This is a genomic window from Bacillus sp. C-3-6 (genome assembly GCF_054509685.1).
In genome coordinates, this window is record NZ_CM137247.1 from 1362451 (window position 1) to 1378749 (window position 16299).

The 16299-nt window shown below is 35.1% G+C and carries 21 protein-coding genes, 1 pseudogene and 1 other annotated feature; of the genes and pseudogenes, 12 read left to right on the forward strand and 10 right to left on the reverse strand.

Annotation, left to right across the window (positions count from 1 at the left end; genetic code table 11):
* Window positions 1-73: 73 nt before the first annotated feature.
* Complete coding sequence (locus ACW0JX_RS07030; RefSeq protein ID WP_000651086.1) at window positions 74-235, forward strand: hypothetical protein; 162 nt, start codon at window positions 74-76, stop codon at window positions 233-235.
* A 2-nt stretch (window positions 236-237) separates the two neighbouring features.
* Here ACW0JX_RS07030 and ACW0JX_RS07035 read toward each other — a convergent pair whose 3' ends face one another.
* Window positions 238-1140: an aminoglycoside phosphotransferase family protein gene (locus ACW0JX_RS07035; RefSeq protein ID WP_053564926.1), complete on the reverse strand. Its 903-nt coding sequence runs from the start codon at window positions 1138-1140 to the stop codon at window positions 238-240.
* A gap of 83 nt (window positions 1141-1223) precedes the next feature.
* Between ACW0JX_RS07035 and ACW0JX_RS07040 the strand changes: the two genes are divergently transcribed.
* Window positions 1224-1742, forward strand: a complete 519-nt coding sequence (locus ACW0JX_RS07040) for a biotin transporter BioY (protein ID WP_459245527.1) — start codon at window positions 1224-1226, stop codon at window positions 1740-1742.
* Window positions 1743-1823: 81 nt separating this feature from the next.
* Here ACW0JX_RS07040 and ACW0JX_RS07045 read toward each other — a convergent pair whose 3' ends face one another.
* From ACW0JX_RS07045 to ACW0JX_RS07055, 3 genes are all read right to left on the reverse strand, one after another.
* Complete coding sequence (locus ACW0JX_RS07045; RefSeq protein ID WP_000744623.1) at window positions 1824-1973, reverse strand: hypothetical protein; 150 nt, start codon at window positions 1971-1973, stop codon at window positions 1824-1826.
* 18 nt (window positions 1974-1991) lie between these two features.
* Window positions 1992-2165: a hypothetical protein gene (locus ACW0JX_RS07050; protein ID WP_000341062.1), complete on the reverse strand. Its 174-nt coding sequence runs from the start codon at window positions 2163-2165 to the stop codon at window positions 1992-1994.
* 76 nt (window positions 2166-2241) lie between these two features.
* Window positions 2242-3600 carry an MATE family efflux transporter gene (locus ACW0JX_RS07055; RefSeq protein WP_029441800.1) on the reverse strand — a complete coding sequence of 453 codons (1359 nt, stop codon included), beginning with the start codon at window positions 3598-3600 and terminating at the stop codon, window positions 2242-2244.
* 186 nt (window positions 3601-3786) lie between these two features.
* On the opposite strand from ACW0JX_RS07055, the gene uppP reads away from it, so the two are divergent.
* A complete protein-coding gene (gene uppP / locus ACW0JX_RS07060; RefSeq protein WP_000796253.1) occupies window positions 3787-4578 on the forward strand; it encodes a bacitracin resistance undecaprenyl-diphosphatase in 792 nt (263 codons plus the stop codon).
* Window positions 4579-4609: 31 nt separating this feature from the next.
* Here the strand turns inward: uppP and ACW0JX_RS07065 are convergent, their stop codons facing one another.
* Together ACW0JX_RS07065 and ACW0JX_RS07070 are read right to left on the reverse strand one after the other, a co-directional pair.
* Window positions 4610-5197, reverse strand: coding sequence for a thioredoxin family protein (locus ACW0JX_RS07065; protein ID WP_002040836.1), 588 nt, complete (start codon window positions 5195-5197; stop codon window positions 4610-4612).
* Between the two features lie 33 nt (window positions 5198-5230).
* Window positions 5231-5661 (reverse strand): annotated as a pseudogene (locus tag ACW0JX_RS07070) (YrvL family regulatory protein).
* A gap of 161 nt (window positions 5662-5822) precedes the next feature.
* On the opposite strand from ACW0JX_RS07070, the gene ACW0JX_RS07075 reads away from it, so the two are divergent.
* Both ACW0JX_RS07075 and ACW0JX_RS07080 read left to right on the forward strand, forming a co-directional pair.
* Window positions 5823-6242, forward strand: a complete 420-nt coding sequence (locus ACW0JX_RS07075) for a MarR family winged helix-turn-helix transcriptional regulator (protein ID WP_000081434.1) — start codon at window positions 5823-5825, stop codon at window positions 6240-6242.
* A 155-nt stretch (window positions 6243-6397) separates the two neighbouring features.
* A complete protein-coding gene (locus tag ACW0JX_RS07080; RefSeq protein WP_000184928.1) occupies window positions 6398-6553 on the forward strand; it encodes a hypothetical protein in 156 nt (51 codons plus the stop codon).
* A gap of 22 nt (window positions 6554-6575) precedes the next feature.
* On the opposite strand, the gene ACW0JX_RS07085 is transcribed toward ACW0JX_RS07080, so the two are convergent.
* Window positions 6576-7811 (reverse strand): dicarboxylate/amino acid:cation symporter, encoded by a 1236-nt coding sequence (locus ACW0JX_RS07085; RefSeq protein WP_000814806.1) that lies wholly within the window; start codon window positions 7809-7811, stop codon window positions 6576-6578.
* A 1185-nt stretch (window positions 7812-8996) separates the two neighbouring features.
* On the opposite strand from ACW0JX_RS07085, the gene ACW0JX_RS07090 reads away from it, so the two are divergent.
* Complete coding sequence (locus ACW0JX_RS07090) at window positions 8997-10340, forward strand: TrkH family potassium uptake protein (protein ID WP_000454115.1); 1344 nt, start codon at window positions 8997-8999, stop codon at window positions 10338-10340.
* A 35-nt stretch (window positions 10341-10375) separates the two neighbouring features.
* On the opposite strand, the gene ACW0JX_RS07095 is transcribed toward ACW0JX_RS07090, so the two are convergent.
* On the reverse strand, window positions 10376-10750 hold the full coding sequence (locus ACW0JX_RS07095; protein ID WP_000136546.1) for a hypothetical protein: 375 nt from the start codon (window positions 10748-10750) through the stop codon (window positions 10376-10378).
* A gap of 128 nt (window positions 10751-10878) precedes the next feature.
* Here ACW0JX_RS07095 and ytfJ point away from each other — a divergent pair, with 128 nt between their 5' ends.
* Window positions 10879-11346 carry a GerW family sporulation protein gene (gene ytfJ / locus ACW0JX_RS07100; protein ID WP_069355290.1) on the forward strand — a complete coding sequence of 156 codons (468 nt, stop codon included), beginning with the start codon at window positions 10879-10881 and terminating at the stop codon, window positions 11344-11346.
* A gap of 108 nt (window positions 11347-11454) precedes the next feature.
* Window positions 11455-11544: a hypothetical protein gene (locus ACW0JX_RS07105; RefSeq protein ID WP_000608227.1), complete on the forward strand. Its 90-nt coding sequence runs from the start codon at window positions 11455-11457 to the stop codon at window positions 11542-11544.
* Window positions 11545-11896: 352 nt separating this feature from the next.
* Here ACW0JX_RS07105 and ACW0JX_RS07110 read toward each other — a convergent pair whose 3' ends face one another.
* Window positions 11897-12136 (reverse strand): YkuS family protein, encoded by a 240-nt coding sequence (locus tag ACW0JX_RS07110; RefSeq protein ID WP_000101021.1) that lies wholly within the window; start codon window positions 12134-12136, stop codon window positions 11897-11899.
* An 82-nt stretch (window positions 12137-12218) separates the two neighbouring features.
* Entirely contained in the window at window positions 12219-12458 is a 240-nt protein-coding gene (locus ACW0JX_RS07115; protein ID WP_242806164.1) for a DUF3911 family protein, read from the reverse strand.
* A gap of 59 nt (window positions 12459-12517) precedes the next feature.
* Between ACW0JX_RS07115 and ACW0JX_RS07120 the strand changes: the two genes are divergently transcribed.
* The 4 genes from ACW0JX_RS07120 (at window position 12518) to ilvN (ending at window position 16292) form a co-directional block, all read left to right on the forward strand.
* Window positions 12518-12733 carry a hypothetical protein gene (locus tag ACW0JX_RS07120; RefSeq protein WP_459245528.1) on the forward strand — a complete coding sequence of 72 codons (216 nt, stop codon included), beginning with the start codon at window positions 12518-12520 and terminating at the stop codon, window positions 12731-12733.
* A gap of 140 nt (window positions 12734-12873) precedes the next feature.
* A complete protein-coding gene (ilvE, locus tag ACW0JX_RS07125; RefSeq protein WP_001005486.1) occupies window positions 12874-13770 on the forward strand; it encodes a branched-chain-amino-acid transaminase in 897 nt (298 codons plus the stop codon).
* Window positions 13771-13785: 15 nt separating this feature from the next.
* Window positions 13786-14013: a binding site (T-box leader), on the forward strand.
* Window positions 14014-14085: 72 nt separating this feature from the next.
* Entirely contained in the window at window positions 14086-15786 is a 1701-nt protein-coding gene (gene ilvB / locus ACW0JX_RS07130) for an acetolactate synthase large subunit (protein WP_459245529.1), read from the forward strand.
* Entirely contained in the window at window positions 15783-16292 is a 510-nt protein-coding gene (gene ilvN / locus ACW0JX_RS07135) for an acetolactate synthase small subunit (protein ID WP_000822952.1), read from the forward strand. The genes ilvB and ilvN overlap by 4 nt, the downstream gene beginning before the upstream one ends.
* The last annotated feature ends 7 nt before the right edge of the window (window positions 16293-16299 follow it).

A 16299-nucleotide genomic window follows, 5' to 3' on the forward strand; every position in this document is an offset into this window, starting at 1 on the left:
ATAAAGTGAAACTTTAATCAGTAGGGGTCAATCGGGCTACCGGCAAATAGCGGGATAAAGGGAGGAATAATCAATGAAAGATGAAACGAAAGTATTTCAATGGTTAAAAGAACAAAATGCTCCTTTTGAAATTCAACTGCAAATTTTACAGGCATTTCAATTGTATAAAGTTATTGTTGAAATGGATAAAAAGTTAATGATGTATGAGGAGAGAGTATATAGGGAGAGAATGTAATCTCATCCCTGTAATATCGTTTTTAGTTGTTCTGTACTTGTAATGAATTCGAGTTCATTCTCTGATTCAAAGTTATAAATAATATTATGTAGTAAAGGACTATATTGATAAAAGGTAGTAATGCGGTGAATGAGTAATGGATCATGATGAGAAATAAGTGTACTGTACTGTTCATATACAGATGTAGTAAACTCATGTCCGAAATCATAATATAGTCCTGCAAAATCAAAAGCAGGATCGCCAATTTGCGCATCACCAAAATCGATAACACCTGAAATGCGTTTGTTCTGCTTGTTAAATAAAATGTGATGATGTGTAAAATCAGCGTGAATGATTGTATTTTGAAATTTAGATGTAGCTAGACAGGCAAAGAAATTCTCGAATAAACGATTTAAGGCTGATTTCTGGAACGAAGTAAGATTGTTAGTAACATACTGATTTAATTTAGTTTGTAGCTCTTTCCAGTAGGTAAGTGTTTTTTCAATAGGGAATCCTAACGCTGTAACACTTTTTAGAGGAATACTATGTAGAGCAGCAAGGAAAGTTGCTAATTGTGTAATAAGTGCTTTTCGTTCTTGTTTTTCTAGTGTAGTAACTATTTCTGTTTTTAAAGGTTCACCATGAATGAGAGTATAGTAACTACAAAGCGGAATAGCATCAGTCTCCTTTTTATAGAATAGGTGATACTTTGGAACTTTAATTTCATGTAGTGAACAAGAGAGAAGTGTGCATAGTTCTTTTTCTAACGGAATTCGCATTGCATATTCCTGTTTTCGCGGGAAACGAAACAGTAGCTCATCATTTACTATAATTGCTACATTATCCCAACCTTCTTCATTTTGTTTATATGAATGTATAGAAAGATTAGGCAAAGCTTCTTTTATATAATGTTTGTAAGAGTCCATAATTGTTCCTCGTTTCTGAGTTAAGTTATTCTACTTTATGATATCAGAATTTTCTTTCTATATGTTAAAATATAGCTATCATTATGGAGAAGGGCGGGAGTATTACGAAAAAAAGACTGTTAATCATTTCTCTATGTATCGCTTTTGTATTGTTTTGGTCATATAAAGAGGAGGTTTTTGCTACCTTTAAACCGATTGATCAGTACGAGTTAAATAAGGAATTAAAGAACAAAAGTATAGAAAATTTAACTCATAATGAAATGAAAAAGGTAGGAGAGCATTTTGTGACCGAGCAACTATCCGTGTTTGAGTTTAATAATAAAGAAGACGTGAAACGAAAAGGTGAAGAACTATTTTTAAATAGAGGGTATGAACAATTAATAGAAAATTATTATCCCAATCGTTTTCAAGATTTAGAGTATAAATTTACAAGCGAGGAGATACGTGAAGAGACAGATGAGAGTTTTCTCTATCAAGCTGTAGCGTACGTTGCGGGTACTGAAAATGGTAAGAGAAGCGAAATGAAATTGAATTATGAAGTGAAAATTGTAAAGGTTAATAATATATTTATGGTGCTAGAACAAAAGCAGCGCGTACAATAAAGGAAATTCATTGCTCAATAGATCATTTGGGGGTGTACTACTTAATGCGGAATAAAAAGGCCCTCAAGGAATCAAGGACCTTTAAAGATTTTCATTTTGTTGACCAAGTTCTTTTTGAGCAATATATAAATTTCCTTGCTCCACTTGTTTAAGTGTATGAACAGAATCGCCTGCATATCCTTTTTGTGTTTTAACAGTTCTTTTGGAACGATTGGAATTTTGTTTCTTCATATAATAGGCCACCTTTCATCAAAAATAAACGAAAATGATAAGTATGAGTAATACAGCAGCGAAAATGGTAATGCCCATTAAAAACGAAGTGTTTTTATATTTAGGTGGCTTATGTACATCTTGCCGATATCCAGGTGAAATTTCAGGGGCAAATTCTTCATCGAATGATTGCTTTTTTTCTTTGTCGTCCATATGTACCCACCTTTCTTTTTCATTATATTATACGTTACAAGAAAAAATATGCATAAAGAAAACAGCCGCTTTATTATTAGCGGCTGTTTTGTGTTGTATATTTTCGTTGTACTTGAAAGAGACGGATAAGGAGGAAGGCAGCGCCAAATGCTAGACCGATAATAAGACCGATCCAATAACCTTTTGCGGCCCATTCTGTATATGTTGCTAATATGTAACCTAGTGGTAGACCTATTATCCAATAAGCAATTAAAGTCATAATTAGAGCAACATTTACATCTTTATACCCACGCAGAGCTCCTTGTACAGGGGTTGCAATTGCATCTGAAATTTGAAATAAAATCGCAAAGATAAGAAATTCTTTTGCTAAATGATGAACTTTTGCATCTGTCGTATAAATAGAAGCAATTTGATTATCAAAGAAGTAGAGAAGAATTGAATATAATAAAGCAAAGGCAAGGGCTAATCCAATTCCAATCAGTCCGTATTGTTTTGCATTATCGTAACGTTTTGCTCCAACTTCGAATCCGACTGCAATAGTCATTGCCATTGCTAAACTTAGCGGAGTCATATATAACAAGGAAGCAAAGTTCATAGCTGCTTGGTGAGCTGCAATAGTTGTCGTACTAAAATTACTCATCATGAGCGTTACCGCAGCGAAAATACTCGTTTCAAAAAAAATAGCAAATCCGATAGGAACGCCAAGCTTTAAGAATGTTGTCCAACTCGAAAGAGAAGGGCGATATAATTGTTTGAAAATGTTGAAAGAGGCAAAAGGCTCTTTCGTCTGAATAATAATGACTGTAATAATTAAAATGCACCAATATGTTGCAGTGGAAGCAATTGCTGCTCCGACACCACCAAGCTTTGGGAAACCGAAGTTACCAAAAATTAATAGGTAATTTAATATTACGTTAATTGGTAATGATAGTAATGTAATAATCATCGTTGTGCGAGTTTTTCCTAATGCATCAATAAATCCACGTAAAACAGTGTAAGTGAATAAAGGTATAATTCCTATTGCGATAATACTTAAAAATTGAGCTGCAATTCGTTCCACAGGTTCTTCTAAGCGCATGCCGTTTAAAATAGGTGAAACGACGAAGAAACCGATGAGGATAACAACGAAGCTAGCACAAATTGCTAAATAAACTGCTTGTATGACAACGTGGGGAACGTCCTTTTTTTTCTTGGATCCGACGAGTTGTGCAACAATGGGAGTAGTAGCCATTAAAATTCCTGTTAATCCCGTACTAACTGGAAGCCATATACTTGTTCCAATTGCAACACCTGCTAAATCAGTTGGACTTGCATGTCCTGACATTGTTGTATCAAAAAAACTCATCGCAAATAATGACATTTGCGTTACGAAAATCGGAAAAAATAGTAATACAAATTGCTTTAACTTTTGTGAAAATGAAGTAGTTTCTTTCATAAAATCCCCTTTCCATATAAAAAAACAAACTCTTACTATCATACAATTTAATCAAAGATTAGAAAAGAAATACGCGCCTACAACATATGAAACCAATAAAAAAAGGATGCACTTTGAAAAGGGATAAGGTATTATGATAAGGTGTGAAAAAATTACATATTATTTGTTATTAAGGAGGCACTACTTGTGGCTGATTGGTTAATTGGTTTAATCATGGGTGCTGTTGAAGGGTTAACAGAGTTTCTACCAGTATCATCAACAGGACATATGATTTTAACAGGACATTTAATTGGATTTGACGATGAGAGAGCGAAAGTTTTTGAAGTTGTTATCCAATTGGGATCGATTTTAGCAGTTGTTGTTATATTTTGGAAGCGTCTATGGTCGTTAGTTGGAATAGGTAAAGTAACAGACGGACCATCGTTAAATTTATTACATATTATTATCGGGATGATTCCTGCCGGGATACTTGGCGTATTATTCCATAGCACTATTAAAGAGGTTTTATTTGGTCCAGGACCAGTTGTTATTAGCTTAGTAGCCGGTGGTATTTTAATGATTGTTGCTGAGAAGTTTTCAAAACCAAGTACAGCAAGAACGTTAGATGAAATCACATATAAACAGGCATTTACAATTGGAATGTTTCAATGTTTAGCTCTTTGGCCAGGATTCTCTCGTTCTGGTTCTACAATCAGTGGTGGTTTATTAGCTCGCGTGTCGCATACAGCGGCAGCTGAATATACGTTCATTTTAGCGGTACCGATGATGGTAGCTGCAAGTGGATTAGATTTAATTAAAAGCTGGGATGTATTAAGCTCAGCAGATATAACGCTATTTGTAACAGGATTTGTAACTGCATTCGTTGTTGCGATGCTTGCAATTGTTTCATTCTTGAAATTATTATCTCGTGTGAAATTAACACCGTTCGCTTATTATCGTTTCATTTTAGCTGCGGTATTCTATTTCTTCATTATGTAATAAAAAAACCTGCCGAGCTCGGCAGGTTTTTTTATTTTACTATTTTTTCCACCATATTTTCCATTACATGCTCCCAAAGAGAAGTATCATCAGCTAATGTAGCACGGAAATTAGCATACATTTCTTTTTGTTTTTCTTCGAATGTTGGATCTTCTTTTTCAGGTAATGTAGCGCGCATTGAAGTTACTAATTCTTGTACTTTTGGAGCGCGTGGTCCAAAGACGGCTTGTTCATTTCCATCTTTATCAATGAAAATAAAGATTGGAATCGCACGTGCTGTTCCATTTGTTAAATATTGATCCATTAATTCTAAGTTTTCGTCGCGAATTAATAAACTCATTTCAATATTTGCAACTTCAGAAATTCGTTTCATAACAGGTACGCATAAAAGAGCATCGCCACACCAATCAGCAGTTAATACGATAACACGCCAGCCGTCATTTTGACGTTCTTCTAATACAGGAAGTAATTCATTTGGAATTAAAAAGTTATTGTAAATGTGTAGTAGCTCGTATTGGTTTACTTGCATTTCATTCACATATGTATCAAAGGACATACCTTTATCAGCCCATTGTTGTAAGTTCATAATTAACACCTCTTTAGTAAGATTTGCTTTCATTGTACCAATTTTTATATAGAAAAGCTTGTATTCTTACTCTTTCTCGTCACTTAATAATTTATTTAAGAGGAAAAAGAATAGTACGACACATAATTCAGCTATGTTGGACATTTGTACGCTTTCTATCCAATCATCAGCAGTATGAATGACGAACCAATCTAGTGTAATTTCAATGAATGAGAAAAGAGTAATAGAAATCCAATTTGGCATGTTTTGTGTTAGTGGATATAGCAGCGCTTTGAAGAAACTGAAGATGAAAAATGTAATACTGTCTAAGAAAGTGATTAATAAAAAAAGAGAAGTAACGCAGTACGTGAACTATACTCTATACCTGTAATTTGAAAGATTCCTACATATACAAAAAATATAAATGCAAAAATTATAATGAGAAAAAGAGCGATAATACTAATGATAATCGTTTTATCTTTTAGGCTGAGATTTGAGAATTTTTCCTCCTCATGCATTAAAATACCCCCTTTTTCTGGAAGTTAACTTCATTTTATCATGAAATACATATTAAAAAACTACGAATTATGGGAAAATAAGGTGACAAAAAGTAAGATTTCATGTAAAATTATTAATAAGGTTTTTATTTAACTAAATGAAATAAAAGGAGCTGTCAAAGTTGTCTCAAAATCGAGAGCAATTAATGGAAGAACTATCGACAAATGTGTTTGCTATGTTTCGCACATTGCGTAATGATATCGGAAAAATATTCGGTGGTTACATACCGTGGAATGAATTCATCGTCCTGAGAATATTAAATCGTACGAATAAAGAAATGGTATCGCGTGTAGCAAATGAATTAAATGTGTCGAATAGTCATATTACAGCTGTTACAGAAAAATTAATTAATAAAGGTTTTGTAACTCGTTCACGTTCTACATCAGATCGCCGAGTTGTGTATTTAGAGATTACAGAACAAGGGAAAGATTTAGTTGCGAAAATGGAAGATGCGAAAAAACAATATTTACAAGAAAGATTCTCTACACTTTCAGAAGATGAAATGAATGTAATGATTTCGATTTCCAAAAAACTTATTTAAGTGATTATAAACAAGAAAACGCTTACGTGATGAAAGAGAAGATCTTCCTTATATATGGAAGGTCTTCTTTCGTGTGTAATAGATGTTAAAAAATAAAATGTGTATGAAAAAAGATAGAGCGCCATACTACTAATACAAGGAAGGGAGGGAGAAATATGACGAATCGTAACGGTAGTAAAGGGAGCGGTAATCAAGGATCACCAAAGTCCGGCCAGTTTAATCAGGAATTTAGCACTGAATTTGAAACTGGTAATGATAATAAAGGGAAAGAATATCGTTCTAAAAAAGGGAGTAAATCAAAAAAGGAGTGAATATATTCACTCCTTTTTTGATTTACGATGCTGCCGATTGATCAGTATTATATTTTTCTTCTGATTTTGCGACAATCATTGCGCAAATTGCATCCCCAGAAATGTTTACAGCTGTTCTAGACATATCTAGAATACGGTCAATACCGATAATTAAAGCGATACCTTCTACTGGTAGATTTACTTGATTTAAAACCATTGTAAGCATTACAAGTCCAACACCTGGTACACCAGCAGTACCGATACTAGCTAGTACAGCAGTTAATACGACCATAGCTAATTGCGGTAATGTAAGTTCAACTCCGTATACTTGAGCGATAAATACAGTTGCCACCCCTTGCATAATGGCAGTACCATCCATATTAATAGTTGCCCCTAGTGGTTGTACAAATGAGCTTATCGCTTTTGGAACGCCAAGCTTATCTTGTGCTGTTTTCATTGCAAATGGAAGCGATGCATTAGAGCTAGATGTACTAAATCCAATTGCCATTACTGGTCCGAAATGTTTAAAGAAACGAACAATACTTTCTTTTGCTAATACCTTTAATAAGCCACCATATACAAAGCCCCCGTGAATAATGAGTACTAACATAACGACAATCATATACTTGAACATCGCAGCGACGCCTGCAAGCCCCATTTTACCAACGGATGAAGCGAGCAAACCGAATGTTCCAATTGGGGCTAATTTCATAACGAGATTAACGAGATACATCATTAATTCGTTGCCCTGTTCAAGTAATGAATGGATACCTTGAACTCGTTTTCCTAAAATAGCTATACCGAGTCCAATCAATACGGCAAAGGCAATGATTTGTAACATGTTTCCGTCAGCCATCGCTTTTGCTGGGTTATCTGGTACGATATTTAGCAATGTGTCGACGAAAGATGTTTCAGTTTTTGCACCTTCATACTTAAGACCTTCTGTTTTAAAATTACCGCCAGCTCCTGGTTTTATAATAAGTGCAAATGTAACCGCTATAGAGATGGCAACCGCAGTTGTTACGAGAAAGAATGAAATTGATTTTAAACCGATTCTTCCAAGTTGTTTCGGATCTCCAAGGCCGGCAGCACCAAGTACGATAGAAATGAATACAACAGGAACAACTAGCATTTTAATAAGTCGAATAAACAATTGACCAATTGGGTTGAACACATATTGATTTAGTGGCTCAAAGATAGATGGAGCGGCTAAATTTAGAGTGAGTCCAACAACTAGGCCTAGAAATAATGCGATTAAGATTGCTTTTGTTTGTTTCAATAAAATCCCCCTTTTGTTTTTGCGAAATTCCTTCCTAAAGTAATTAAACCGAAAAAATACCTAATTTGACAATATTTTCTGAATTTTTAGGTTTTTATTTAAGTACAGATAGATTGATTTTGTGTTTGGAAAATAAAAGAGACCATCACATAGGATGGTCAAGGGAAGGGGACAATTTATGTCAATTTAATTAGGGATGGAAGTTGCTTTAAGACACTGGGGAATGTCTTATAAATTAGGGAGGAACAACTTCGATACATATACTATAAAAGATAGGTGTGACTCTCATGTGAACATAGGGTGAAAGAGAGAGGGAGTTTTAAATAAAAGATAGAAAGACAAAAAAATAAGACCATCATTTATAAGATGGTCAAGGAAGGGGACAATTTATGTCAATTTAATTAGGGATGGAAGCTGTTCAAAGACACTGGGGAATGTCTTATAAATTAGGGAGGAACAACTTCGATACATATACTATAAAAGGTAGATGTGACCTCTGTGTGAACATCGAGTGAAAGAGAGAGGAAGTTTTAAATAAAAGATAGAAAGACAAAAAAATAAGACCATCACATAAGATGGTCAAGGGAAGGGGACAATTTATGTCAATTTAATTAGGGATGGAAGCTATTCAAAGACACTGGGGAATGTCTTATAAATTAGGGAGGAACAGCTTCGATATATATACTATAAAAGGTGGATGTGACCTCTGTGTGAACATCGAGTGAAAGAGAGAGGAAGTTTTAAATAAAAGATAGAAAGACAAAAAAATAAGACCATCACATATAAGATGGTCAAGGGAAGGGGACAATTTATGTCAATTTAATTAGGGATGGAAGCTATTCAAAGACACTGGGGAATGTCTTATAAATTAGGGAGGAACAGCTTCGATACATATACTATAAAAGGTGAATGTGACCTCTATGTGAACATAGAGTGAAAGATATGGGGATTTGAAAAATAGTACATATGAAATTGTTATTGCTAGCAATATTGAGTTAGGATATATAGTTTTCCAGCATAAAAGAAAAAGAAGTCTGAATATAAATAAAAGTTGTAATCTATGAAAAAAAGGATTATGCTCAACTATATTATAAGAATATAAGGTTTGTCCTAATTCTTTAAGGGCTTTTAAAAAGCTTTTTATTTATGAGGGGAAAGCTTCACTTTAATAAGGGAGTTAGTGATATGGAAGTAACAAAAAAACAAGGGCTGTATAATCGTCTTATACGATTAAACCCACCACAAATATTAGCGTTAGGTTTTTTCTGCTTAATTGTGGTTGGCGGTTTGTTATTAAAGTTACCATTCGCAACGAAAGCACATATTAGTTGGGTAGATGCTTTCTTTACAGCAACGTCAGCAGCGACCGTAACTGGTTTGGGAGTAGTGGATACAGCAAGTACATTTACGATGTTTGGCGAAATTGTTATTATGTTTTTAATTCAAACAGGTGGTCTAGGTCTTATGACAATTGCCATTTTAATTGTTTGGGTATTAGGCAAAAAAATCGGATTACGCCATCGTTTATTAATTGGAGAAGCGTTTAATCAAACAAATATAGGTGGTCTTGTAAAATTAGTAAAGCGTGTCTTTATATTTTCGATTTGTATTGAGCTTATTGGGGTCATCTTTTTATCGTTTCGCTTTATTCCAGAGTTTGGTTTTGGAAAAGGTTTATACTATAGTATTTTTCATGTAATTGCATCTTATAATAATGCAGGCTTTGCTTTATGGCCAGATAATTTAACAAGATATGTAGGAGATCCCATTATTAATATTGGGATTTGCTCTTTAATTGTAATAGGTGGACTCGGTTTTACCGTATTAATTGATATATGGTATAGTCGCAGTTTTCGAAAATTATCACTTCACTCAAAAATAATGATTATTGGAACAGTAGTGCTAAATGTTATAGCAATGATTGTAATTTTTGTATTGGAATATAATAATGTGAAGACGTTAGGGAATTTATCTTTAAATGAAAAACTATGGGCTTCCTTCTTTCAAGGTATTACCCCGCGGACAGCTGGATTTAATACGGTTGACTATGGAGGTATGGAAGAATCATCTATATTATTTACGATGATTTTAATGTTTATTGGTGCAGGAAGTGTATCAACAGGTGGAGGAATTAAATTAACAACGTTTGTTATCTTAATTACATCTGTCCTTTCTTTCTTTAGAAAAAAGGAGGAAATTGTTTTATTTCAGCGTACAATTAAAATGTCGACAGTAACGAGGGCCTTAGCGATTGCTGTTGCCAGTCAAATACTTATTTTTGCAGCGGTATTTATATTAATGCTTACAGAAAACTTCAGCTTTATTCAATTATTATTTGAGACAATATCAGCGTTTGGTACAGTCGGATTAACGATGGGAATTACTGCAAAGCTATCGGCATTCGGAAAATGTATTATTATGTTTGTTATGTTCTGCGGATTAATTGGACCATTAACACTTGTGTTCTCTTTAGCGCGACCAGCAAAACAAAAAATAAAATATCCATCGGAAGATGTGTTTACAGGATAAGGTATCCCGCGTTAAGCGAGATACCTTTTTCTTTTTTAGAAAAGGGAGAACAATAAACCAATAAGTGCTACTCGGAATAAAATTGCGATAAGTGCAGCAATCCCACCGACAACTGCAGCGATACCGCCAGTTACAGTAGCTCCGCGATTATAAGCGTAAATACCGAGTAAAACAGAAACAAGACCAAATAGTGTTGGGAATGTAAATAGCGATAAGATAGATAGCGCAAGAGCGATAAAACCAGCAGTTGATCCAGCAGCGGACGATTTTACAACATCTTTATCGTCTTTATCATCGTAATCATAATCAATGCGTTGTGGTGCAACCTCAGCGGCATACTCTTCTTTATAGTCACTATAATCACTATCTATTCTATCTCTTCTTTTATAATCATCAAATTTCTCAGTCAAAGTCATGGCTCCTTTCATAACAAGGTTCAATAGTAGTATGTATCTCTTTTTCTTTTTTATCCCGCATTAACGGGCAGTAATATCTATTAAAAGGAGGAAAATGTTTTCTTGAAATAGGAAAAGTTAGTATGACTTCCTCTATTTTGGAAAGTATAAAAAGGAATAATGAGGAAAGGGTGCAATACATAATGGAACATCCAATTGAAAATTTAATGAAAACGGCAATGACAAATTTAAAAGAGATGGTAGATGTAAATACAATTGTTGGGAGCCCGGTTTCAACAGCTGACGGAAATGTTGTATTAACAGTATCTCAAGTGGCTTTTGGTTTTGGAGCTGGTGGAAGTGATTTTAAAGGGGGTTTCATTACTGAAAAACATAACGGTGGGCAAAATCAGCATAAAGAGAACAAGCAAGGGCATCCATTTGGAGGAGGAAGCGGGGCTGGGGTTTCTATTAGTCCAGTAGCTTTTTTAGTAGTTGGTTCTAATGGGGTGCAAGTATTACATCTCAACAGCAGTACACATTTAATTGAAAAGGCTTTAAGTACTGTACCAAGCACTGTAGATAAATTTGTGAATGGTCGTCAAAAGTGAACTTGCATTTTTTAGGAATTATGATATATTAGAAAAAGTGCGCTTTAGGATGATCGGAATAATTGAAATGTAAATATATATGATGTGTGGAATAAGGGAGAGGAATTTATGATTAATATCAAAAACTTAGTAGTTGGCTTATTTATGTTAGTAAGCGGCTTTGTTGTATATGTAATAAAAGAAAAAGCTCCATTCTAAAACAGACAAACCGTTAATGTCTGTTTTTAATTTGCGGAAAAATATTGACAAGCTATTGTATTGGTGTTAGAATTTTAATTCGTGTCTCGGTTACAGCTAGTGTAAAGTAAATATCTCTTATGAATGCAATACGAAAAGTTTGCGAAAGATCGGGTAATTTTATCAACAACTTTTGTGAACAAACCCTATAAATTGTATTTGTAAGCTATATATGTATACTAGTGAATCAAGGAGCGGTCAGTGGAACCGTAATGATGAGAGAGAGGTAGGGCTTTCATCCAGTATATGTTACTTTCCCGTTAGGTGAATATAAAAAAGAGGACTCCTTTTAAAAGGAGTCCTCTTTCATTTTTTAAGTGCGACTTTCAACTTGTTGACAAATTTCATCCGTTGTTAAACCGTGAGCTGTAATGACTGATCCTTTAATTGATGCATCTGCAATGCCCATCACATTAGAATCTTGCCCAGTTACAACGCAACAATCACACCCTTGTGCATCCTGTTCTGAGTTAAGTGTAACAACTTCATGACCTTGTTGCTGAAGAGCTTGTTGAACGTCTGTTAATGAGTTTTCAACGCCAATTCTAGCCATAATTCTCACCTCCTACCATCTAATTGCTAGTATGCTCAAGTTCACTGCATTTATGAAAAGACGGTAGGAAGTAAATCTTTGTTTAGTCGTTATATACGCCAGTAAGCATTTGACTAACGAATTGATCGTTTAATGTATCTTGGGCAGAAGAAGTATTTGAATGGATGTCGATTGAAGCAATAAAATGATTATGTTCTTGCGTATTTGGTTCTACCTCTACGTAATTATCGAATTTACAAAAACCTTTCGTATCCATTAGATCAAATAATCGCAGCATTTCTACTACCTCTTGTCTCGTTCCTTTAATTTGTACACACGCCATATTTATTTCCTCCTTCATTTTGACAAATTGTTTTTTAAAAATAGGATTATGATTACGAAATGAAAAATATGAATGTTATTTTTAGACAGCGCTATTTTTGTTATTTCCCCCCTTTTTCAGCAAAAGTCGTTATATATTCCCGGATTTATAAAATCGGACGTTCGTTTATTGAATACAATAGATTCGTATCAATTGATGAAAATCCTTCTTTTAAACAAATATTTTTTTTAGTGGAAATTGGCGAAAAAAATTTTTTGGCTTTTTGTAAACGTTAACAATGTTGTTAAATCAATATAAGTAAAGAAGTACGTACGATTAAAAATTATAAATTTTCTAAAAATTCACTTGATTTATTTAGAAAGGAGAGTAAACTAGGAAACAATAAAAAATTCATAGAACATAGGAGGCGCTTCTAGTGAATGAGCAATGGATTTTCTTAAATGGAGAATTTGTTCCAAAAGATGAGGCAAAAGTTTCAGTATATGATCATGGCTATTTATATGGCGATGGAGTGTTTGAAGGAATTAGAGTTTATAGCGGTAATGTTTTCCGTTTGAGAGAGCATCTTGTCCGGTTGTATGAATCAGCAAAATCAATCCTTTTAGAAATTCCATATTCATTAGATGAAGTAACAAATATTGTTGTTGAGACGATTCGACAAAATAAATTATCTAATGGATACATTCGCCTTGTTGTATCAAGAGGAGCAGGAAATCTTGGATTGGATCCCGATTCATGTAAGAAGCCGAATGTAGTAGTAATTGCAGAACAATTATCTTTATTCCCACAAGAATATTATGAGAAAGGGATTCCAGTTGTAACAGTTGCAACGCGCCGAAATCGTCCCGATGTTTTATCCCCTCAAGTAAAATCTTTAAATTACTTAAACAATATTTTAGTTCGTATTGAAGCGAAATTAGCTGGAGTACAAGAAGCACTTATGTTAAATGATCAAGGATATGTAGCTGAAGGCTCAGGAGATAACGTGTTTATTGTTAAAGGAAATAAATTAATTACACCACCAAGTTCTGCTGGAGCGTTAGAAGGTATTACACGAAACGCCATTTTAGAAATCGGCGAAAAACTTGGATATGACGTAAGAGAAGAGTTATTTACAAGACATGATGTATATGTAGCTGATGAAGTGTTTTTAACAGGAACAGCTGCTGAAGTTATTGCTGTTACGACAGTAGATGGTAGAACGATTGGCTTAGGGCAAACAGGTCCACATACGAACCGTTTATTAGAAGAGTTTCGTAAGTTAGTTGTAGAAGATGGAGAGAAAATTTACGAAGAAAATAAAGTTGGATAACAACTTTTTTAACATAAGAAAGCGTTGATAGGGAGGAGTAGTTGATTGTGAAGCCTCACAGAGAGTCGGTGGTTGCTGAAAACCGATGGTTCACGTCGACGAACATCGCCCTTGAGTGCTAAGCTAAAGGATTTGTCTAGGCTTAGACGGTAGCTCCGTTATTAGCTAGATCCATTTATGGATCACTGAGGCAAGAGTATTCTTGCAAAGAAGGGTGGTACCGCGAAATCTTTCGTCCCTTCAGCACATAGCTGGAGTGTGGACGTAGGATTTTTTTATTGTATAAAAGTTTGAAAAAGGGGGCTTATAAGAACAATGTCTTCAAAAACGGAAGAGAAACTGGCAACTGGTGCACAGCTATTGTTAGAAGCGCTAGAAAAGGAAGGCGTAAAAGTGATTTTCGGTTATCCGGGTGGTGCCGTTTTACCTCTCTATGATGCACTGTATGATTGTGAAATTCCGCATATTTTAACAAGGCATGAGCAAGGGGCAATTCACGCTGCTGAAGGGTATGCCAGAATTACAGGGAACCCAGGGGTTGTAATTGCAACGAGTGGACCAGGTGCTACAAATGTAATTACGGGTCTAGCGGATGCGATGATTGATTCATTGCCACTTGTTGTATTTACAGGCCAAGTAGCAACAACGTTAATTGGGAGCGATGCTTTTCAAGAGGCGGATATTATGGGACTTACGATGCCAGTGACAAAACATAACTATCAAGTGCGAAAGGCCTCAGATTTACCTCGAATTATTAAAGAAGCATTTCATATTGCTAAAACAGGAAGACCAGGACCAGTCGTTATTGACCTTCCGAAAGATATGGTAGTCGAGAAAGGTGAGCGATGTAGCAATGTACAAATGGATTTACCAGGATATAACCCTAATTATGAACCGAATCTACTTCAAATAAACAAATTACTACAAGCAATTGAAACCGCAAAAAAACCGTTAATTTTAGCTGGAGCAGGTATACTGCATGCGAAAGCTTCGAAAGAATTGACAAGTTTTGCCCGTAAATATGAAATCCCTGTTGTGCATACGTTACTTGGACTTGGTGGTTTTCCGCCAGATGAGGGGCTATTTCTAGGGATGGGGGGAATGCACGGTTCTTACACAGCCAATATGGCGTTATATGAATGCGACTTACTCATTAATATAGGTGCGAGATTTGACGATCGTCTTACTGGGAATTTAGCTTTTTTTGCTAAAGGGGCGACTGTTGCACATATCGATATTGATCCAGCAGAAATCGGGAAAAATGTGCCAACAGAGATTCCTATTGTTGCAAGTGCTAAGCGGGCGTTAGAAGTATTGCTTCAATCAGAAGGAAAGAAAGAAAATCATCATGAATGGCTCTCTTTATTAAAGAGTAGAAAAGAAAAGTACCCATTCTCTTATAAACGAAATTCTGAAAGTATTAAACCTCAATACGCGATTGATATGCTATATGAAATCACGAAAGGAGAAGCGATTGTAACAACAGACGTTGGGCAACATCAAATGTGGACAGCACAATACTATCCGTTGAAAAATCCAGATAAATGGGTAACTTCTGGCGGATTAGGAACGATGGGGTTCGGATTTCCAGCAGCAATCGGTGCGCAAATTGCAAAGCCTGAAGAATTAGTTATTGCAATTGTTGGTGATGCTGGGTTTCAAATGACTCTGCAAGAATTAAGTGTATTAAAAGAACACGCTTTACCCGTTAAAGTATTTATTTTAAATAATGAAGCTTTAGGAATGGTAAGACAATGGCAAGATGAATTTTACAATCAAAGATATTCACATTCTTTATTGCCATGCCAACCAGATTTCGTCGCTCTTGCGAATGCGTATGGTATAAAAGGTGTTCGTATTGACGATCCACTTCTTACAAAGAAGCAAATCCAGCATGCGATCGAATTACAAGAGCCAGTCGTAATCGATTGTCGTGTACTTCAATCAGAGAAGGTTATGCCGATGGTTGCACCAGGAAAAGGTGTTCACCAAATGGAGGGAGTGGAAAAAGGGTGAAGAGAATTGTTACAGCGACAGTTCGAAATCAAAGTGGTGTGTTAAACAGAATTACAGGGGTTATGACACGAAGACATTTTAATATTGAAAGTATTTCAGTAGGTCATACAGAATCATCAGATATATCGCGAATGACGATTGTTGTACACGTTGAAAGTGAACAGCAAGTTGAGCAGTTAATTAAACAACTTCATAAGCAAATCGATGTTCTGAAAGTATCAGATATTACAGAAGAAGCAATGATTGCTAGAGAGCTTGCTCTTATTAAAGTAGCAACTTCTGTAGCGAGGGCAGAATTATATAGTTTAATTGAACCATTTCGAGCCGCTGTAATAGATGTTGGGAAGGATTCCATAGTTGTGCAAGTAACAGGTACGCAAGATAAAGTAGAAGCGTTAATTGAATTACTTCGTCCATACGGTTTAAAAGAAATTGCTAGAACAGGTGTAACAGCATTTACACGTAGTATGAAAAAACAAGATAAGCAAGTTATGTTAATTCAATAATCATTTA

Coding starts and splice junctions, on each gene's coding strand:
- ytfJ (WP_069355290.1), top strand. CDS start 10,879: ATGACTTCCTCTATTTTGGAAAGTATAAAAAGGAATAATGAGGAAAGG.
- ACW0JX_RS07045 (WP_000744623.1), bottom strand. CDS start 1,973: ATGAAGAAACAAAATTCCAATCGTTCCAAAAGAACTGTTAAAACACAA.
- ACW0JX_RS07090 (WP_000454115.1), top strand. CDS start 8,997: ATGGAAGTAACAAAAAAACAAGGGCTGTATAATCGTCTTATACGATTA.
- ACW0JX_RS07115 (WP_242806164.1), bottom strand. CDS start 12,458: ATGGCGTGTGTACAAATTAAAGGAACGAGACAAGAGGTAGTAGAAATG.
- ACW0JX_RS07080 (WP_000184928.1), top strand. CDS start 6,398: ATGACGAATCGTAACGGTAGTAAAGGGAGCGGTAATCAAGGATCACCA.
- ACW0JX_RS07050 (WP_000341062.1), bottom strand. CDS start 2,165: ATGGACGACAAAGAAAAAAAGCAATCATTCGATGAAGAATTTGCCCCT.
- ACW0JX_RS07120 (WP_459245528.1), top strand. CDS start 12,518: ATGAAAAATATGAATGTTATTTTTAGACAGCGCTATTTTTGTTATTTC.
- ACW0JX_RS07030 (WP_000651086.1), top strand. CDS start 74: ATGAAAGATGAAACGAAAGTATTTCAATGGTTAAAAGAACAAAATGCT.
- ACW0JX_RS07105 (WP_000608227.1), top strand. CDS start 11,455: ATGATTAATATCAAAAACTTAGTAGTTGGCTTATTTATGTTAGTAAGC.
- ACW0JX_RS07055 (WP_029441800.1), bottom strand. CDS start 3,600: ATGAAAGAAACTACTTCATTTTCACAAAAGTTAAAGCAATTTGTATTA.
- ACW0JX_RS07110 (WP_000101021.1), bottom strand. CDS start 12,136: ATGGCTAGAATTGGCGTTGAAAACTCATTAACAGACGTTCAACAAGCT.
- ilvB (WP_459245529.1), top strand. CDS start 14,086: ATGTCTTCAAAAACGGAAGAGAAACTGGCAACTGGTGCACAGCTATTG.
- ACW0JX_RS07065 (WP_002040836.1), bottom strand. CDS start 5,197: ATGAAAGCAAATCTTACTAAAGAGGTGTTAATTATGAACTTACAACAA.
- ACW0JX_RS07040 (WP_459245527.1), top strand. CDS start 1,224: ATGGAGAAGGGCGGGAGTATTACGAAAAAAAGACTGTTAATCATTTCT.
- ACW0JX_RS07035 (WP_053564926.1), bottom strand. CDS start 1,140: ATGGACTCTTACAAACATTATATAAAAGAAGCTTTGCCTAATCTTTCT.